This is a genomic window from Micromonospora inaquosa (genome assembly GCF_003857055.1).
Lineage (GTDB): Bacteria > Actinomycetota > Actinomycetes > Mycobacteriales > Micromonosporaceae > Micromonospora > Micromonospora inaquosa.
Genome location: NZ_QGSZ01000047.1, coordinates 1 through 4,426 on the forward strand (window position 1 = coordinate 1; position 4,426 = coordinate 4,426).

Genomic DNA, 4,426 nt, shown 5'->3' on the forward strand with positions numbered 1-4,426 from the left:
GTTGTTGCCCCCCTCGCTCCGCGTCACGTGCCGCGCCCGGGCGGTGCCCCGGGTGGCGCATGGGGGGCAGCAGAGCAAAGGCAGGAAGGAGAGCGAAAGCAAGGAGCAGGGCAAAGGTATGAAGTCGACGCGGAGGACACCAGAGAGGGCTGACTAGCGGTCGTCCGAGGCCCACGATCCGCTGCGGTAGAGGGTGCCGCGACCGCCCGGGTCGGGCACCCCGTTCAATGCGCTCTGCTCGGGTTCGGTCGGCTCGGGGTTCCGCGCGGCGCGGCGGGCTCGCAGCACGCGGGACCCGACGAACCAGGCCGCCGCCGCCACGCAGACCACGATCACCACTTTCTGGAGCGTGCCGACGTAGCCCTCGACGAGGTGCCAGTTGTCGCCGAGCAGATAGCCGGCGAGCACGAAGGTGGTGTTCCAGATCAGGCTGCCCAGCGTCGTGTAGAGCAGGAACGTGCTCACCGGCATCCGCTCCACGCCGGCCGGAATGGAGATCAGGCTCCGGAAGATCGGGATCATACGACCGAAGAAGACCGCCTTCACGCCGTGCCGCAGGAACCACGCCTCGGTCCGGTCCACGTCGCTGAGCTTCACCAGTGGGAGCCGGGCCACGATGGCGCGCATCCGGTCGCGCCCCAGCGCCGCGCCGATCAGGTAGAGCGCCAGCGCGCCCAGCACCGAGCCCAGCGTGGTCCAGAAAATCGCACCGATCAGACTCATCCGGCCCTGCGCGGCGACGAACCCGGCCAGCGGCAGGATCACCTCGCTGGGGATCGGCGGGAAGAGGTTCTCCAACGCCACCGCCAGACCGGCACCCGGTCCGCCGAGTCGTTCCACCAGGTCAGTGACGTAGCCGACGATCCCGTCCTGCGGTGGTTCCGCTGCGGCGGCGGGGGTTCCGGTGGCGAACACGACGTGGGACGTTCGAATCATGCGCCCACGTTACGAAGTGATCCTGAGAGTCGACCATGAGGCGGACCGCCCGGCCGCACGGGTCGACCACACCGGCGGGGGTGCGGAAAACCGCACCCCGCTTCGGCTCGCGGTGGCGCAGCCGCCGTGCGTACCCCTGGATGTCGCGGAGAACGCGCGGGCGCACGCCGCGGCGGTCCGCGCGGCGCGCGCCCGGTTGGTGGTCTTCCCAGAGCTGTCACTGACGGGGTACGAGTTGGACGCGCCGGTCGTGTGGGCCGACGACCCACGGTTGGCGCCGCTGTTCGAGGCGTGCGCCGAGACGAACGCGCTGGCCCTGGCCGGTGCGCCGGTCGCGGGTGACCACATCGCGATGCTGACGGTGACCGGCGGCGGTGCGACGGTGGCGTACCGCAAGATGTGGCTGGGGGACGCGGAGGCCCGCCGGTTCCGGCCCGGCGACGCGCCGGTCGTGCTCGATGTGGACGGTTGGCGGGTGGGGTTGGCGATCTGCAAGGACGCCGGCGTGGCCGCGCACGCGGCGCGGACGACGGCGCTCGGGATCGACGTGTACGCGGCGGGCGTCCTGGAGTCGGCGTGCGACGCCGCCGTGACGGACCGGCGGGCGCACCGGATCGCCACCGCGCACCGGATCTGGGTGGCGGTGGCGAGCTTCGCCGGGTCGACCGGTGGTGGCTACACCGAGGCGGCGGGGCAGTCGGGCGTCTGGACACCGGACGGCGAGGTCTTCGCCCGCGCGGGCACCGAACCGGGCGAGTCGGTCAGCGTCAGCCTCGACTGACCGCGCCTGAACCTGTCGTACGTCTGCGGCAGGATCGGCTCATGAGCACTGTGCCCTCCCGGCTGTCCGTGGTCACCGTGGGAGCACGCGATGTCGCCGCGCTGCGGTCGTTCTACCGGTCGTTGGGGTGGCCCGAGTTGCCGGCAAGTGACGACGGCTGGTCGGCCTTCCTGCTCGGCGGTGTGCTGTTCGCGCTCTACCCACTGCCGGAGTTGGCCGCCGAGGCGGCGCCGGGCGTGCCCGCGCCGGCCGCAGGTTGGTCCGGGGTCACCCTGGCCTGCAATGTCGACAGCCGCGACGAGGTCGACACGGCGTTCGCCGCTGCCGTCGCGGCGGGCGCGACGGTGGTGGCGGAGCCGACCGACCGGTCCTGGGGTGGGCGCTCCGGCTACATCGCTGACCCGGAGGGCAACCGCTGGGAGATCGCCTGGGCGGGCACGGCCCGCTTCGACGAGCGTGGCGCTCTCCTCTCCTTCGGCTGAGCATCGTGTTTGCGCGCTGACGGTGATCTTTGGAATGCTTCGGAAATGACGTCCTTCCCGGGAACCTTCGCCGACGATGTCGTCGCCCAGCCGGCCCAGGCGCAGTTCGAGGCGTTCATCGACGAGCACCGCAGGGCGCTCAACGGCTACCTGGACGGGCTGACCGAGGAGCAGGCGCGCCGCTCGTTGGTGCCGTCCCGGACCACGTTGCTGGGTCTCGTGAAGCACGCCGCGTTCGTCGAGAAGGTCTGGTTCGACGAGGCCGTCACGTGTCGTCCCCGCTCGGAGATCGGCATTCCCGCCACGCCGGACGAGTCGTTCATCCTCGACGACGGCGACACCGTCGCCACCATCCAGCGCGCCCACCGGGAAGCCTGCGAAGCGTCCCGCCGCGCCACGTCCGGCCTGGGCCTCGACGACCTGCTGCGCGGCAACCGACGCGGCCCGCTGCCGTTGCGGTGGGTCTACCTGCACGTGCTGCGCGAGTTTGCCCAGCACTGCGGGCACGCGGAGATCCTGCGCGAGCAGATCCTGGCCGCCGACTAGCATCGCCGAATGCCCGAGTTGGTCGCGCCCACCGTCCGTCTGCGCGCCGCCTGGCTGGAGGCGCACGACGAGTGGGGGCCGGGCCGCCACGAGGACGGTTTCGGGCTACGCCCGACCGACGAGGTGCGCTCGCCCGACGGGTTCGCGACGTGGGTGACCTGGCTGACCGACCAGTCCGATCCGGAGAATCCGCAAGATGCTGGTCGGGGGCGGTGCACGTACCGGTGGATCGTCGAGGACGACCGGGTGCTCGGCGGGATCGCGCTACACCACGAGCTCGACGACTACCTCCTGCGGGTTGCCGGCCAGATCGGTTACGGCATCCGGCCGTCCGCGCGACGTCGGGGGCTGGCAAGCTGGGCGCTCGGCCGGATCCTCGCTGAGGCGCGGGCGCTCGGGTTGGGTCGGGTGCTGCTCGTCTGCGAGGCCGGCAACACCGCCTCGGCGAGGACGATCGAGCGCCAGGGCGGCGTCCTGGAGGAGGTCCGGGACACCGAACTCGGCCCGGCCCGCCGGTACTGGATCACGCTCTAGCCCACCCGCCGGTGTCGGCGAAGCGGCGGAGCGTCCAGCGCGCCGGCGGCCAACCGCCCGGGTCGTGGTCGGTGGTCCATTCGGTGATCGAGGCCGGGGGCACGTCCAGGTCGAACGCCCGGAAGACCGGCTGCGCGCCGAGCGCGTGGAACGCGCCCTCGACGGTCTCGCTGTGACCGACCAGGACCACCGTGGAGCCACGGTGCCGGTGGGCGATCTCCATGATGGCGCGGCTGACCCGGACCACCAGTTCGGCCCAGCTCTCGTTGCCCTCCTCGAACGGTCGGAACACGCCGCCGCCCGCCACCGCGTGTTCGGTGCGGAAGCGGGCCGTCGGAAGGCCGTCGGCGTACGGGGGCGTGTGCCAGGTGCAGAGACCACAGTCGGCGACGGGCCGGACGCCGAACGCCGCGCCGATCGGCTGCGCTGTCTCGACCGCCCTGCGCAGCACTGACGAGTAGACCGCCACCGGCCCGTCGGCGGCGACATCACCGGTGAGCCGGTTTGCCAGGTTGTGTGCCTGCTCGTGGCCGAGGGCGGTGAGGCCCCGACAGCCACGAGGCCCACCGACGATTCCTTCGAGCTGGTGGACCGACTCGCCGTGTCGCACGAAGATCAGACGTGTCCGCATCGGGACATCATGCCAGCGGTATCGACAGGGGTATCAGTCGTCCGTACGGCCGGAGGAGAAGTTGCCGGCCTGCGTGAGCAGAGCGTCGAGTTTCGCGCCCGTCTGCGCTGGTAGGCGGTCCCGCCGCACCAATTCGGCGATGCGGTCCCGCAGGTCGGCGACCCGCTTGGCGCGGTCCCTGGTGTGGCGGTTGAGGTCGGCGAGGTCGTCGCGCAGATCTTCGGCGGTCTTCCGCTCGACGTCGCCGCGGGCGACCGCGGTGCCGAGGACGGCCGCGAACTCGCTGGTCACCTCCCGGAAGCTGACCGGTATCTGCTGCCCGCCCGTCGGGGGCACGGTGGTGGCAGAGGGTGACGGCGAGGACGGTGCGGCCGGCGTCGGCGAGTGCGTCGTTGGTGCGGTGGCCGGGGCGGAGGTCGAGGGCGCGTCGGCGACCTCGGCCGGATCGGGTGCGCCGGGGTTGTCGAACGGATTCTCCGCGAGCAGGGCGCCGGCACCGATCAGCACGGCCAGATC

At 71.8% G+C, this 4,426-nt stretch carries 6 protein-coding genes and 1 pseudogene; 4 read left to right on the forward strand and 3 right to left on the reverse strand.

Features of this window, described 5'->3' with window-relative positions:
* Positions 1-153: 153 nt before the first annotated feature.
* Complete coding sequence (locus tag DLJ59_RS00475) at positions 154-936, reverse strand: DedA family protein (protein ID WP_124770559.1); 783 nt, start codon at positions 934-936, stop codon at positions 154-156.
* On the opposite strand from DLJ59_RS00475, the gene DLJ59_RS00480 reads away from it, so the two are divergent.
* The 4 genes from DLJ59_RS00480 to DLJ59_RS00495 are packed head-to-tail and all read left to right on the forward strand — an operon-like array spanning position 935 to position 3,279.
* A complete protein-coding gene (locus DLJ59_RS00480) occupies positions 935-1,717 on the forward strand; it encodes a carbon-nitrogen hydrolase family protein (RefSeq protein WP_124770560.1) in 783 nt (260 codons plus the stop codon). The genes DLJ59_RS00475 and DLJ59_RS00480 overlap by 2 nt on opposite strands.
* 41 nt (positions 1,718-1,758) lie before the next feature.
* Complete coding sequence (locus DLJ59_RS00485; protein ID WP_124770561.1) at positions 1,759-2,199, forward strand: VOC family protein; 441 nt, start codon at positions 1,759-1,761, stop codon at positions 2,197-2,199.
* 45 nt (positions 2,200-2,244) lie between these two features.
* Complete coding sequence (locus DLJ59_RS00490) at positions 2,245-2,745, forward strand: DinB family protein (RefSeq protein ID WP_124770562.1); 501 nt, start codon at positions 2,245-2,247, stop codon at positions 2,743-2,745.
* 9 nt (positions 2,746-2,754) lie between these two features.
* Positions 2,755-3,279, forward strand: a complete 525-nt coding sequence (locus DLJ59_RS00495; protein WP_124770563.1) for a GNAT family N-acetyltransferase — start codon at positions 2,755-2,757, stop codon at positions 3,277-3,279.
* Here DLJ59_RS00495 and DLJ59_RS00500 read toward each other — a convergent pair.
* Positions 3,269-3,910: a histidine phosphatase family protein gene (locus DLJ59_RS00500; RefSeq protein WP_124770564.1), complete on the reverse strand. Its 642-nt coding sequence runs from the start codon at positions 3,908-3,910 to the stop codon at positions 3,269-3,271. The genes DLJ59_RS00495 and DLJ59_RS00500 overlap by 11 nt on opposite strands.
* Positions 3,911-3,943: 33 nt before the next feature.
* Positions 3,944-4,426: pseudogene (locus tag DLJ59_RS36150) on the reverse strand (serine/threonine-protein kinase); the annotation flags it as partial.

Excerpts from the sequence above, each read along its gene's own strand:
- DLJ59_RS00480 (WP_124770560.1), top strand. The coding sequence starts at position 935 with ATGCGCCCACGTTACGAAGTGATCCTGAGAGTCGACCATGAGGCGGAC.
- DLJ59_RS00475 (WP_124770559.1), bottom strand. The coding sequence starts at position 936 with ATGATTCGAACGTCCCACGTCGTGTTCGCCACCGGAACCCCCGCCGCC.
- DLJ59_RS00485 (WP_124770561.1), top strand. The coding sequence starts at position 1,759 with ATGAGCACTGTGCCCTCCCGGCTGTCCGTGGTCACCGTGGGAGCACGC.
- DLJ59_RS00490 (WP_124770562.1), top strand. The coding sequence starts at position 2,245 with ATGACGTCCTTCCCGGGAACCTTCGCCGACGATGTCGTCGCCCAGCCG.
- DLJ59_RS00495 (WP_124770563.1), top strand. The coding sequence starts at position 2,755 with ATGCCCGAGTTGGTCGCGCCCACCGTCCGTCTGCGCGCCGCCTGGCTG.
- DLJ59_RS00500 (WP_124770564.1), bottom strand. The coding sequence starts at position 3,910 with ATGCGGACACGTCTGATCTTCGTGCGACACGGCGAGTCGGTCCACCAG.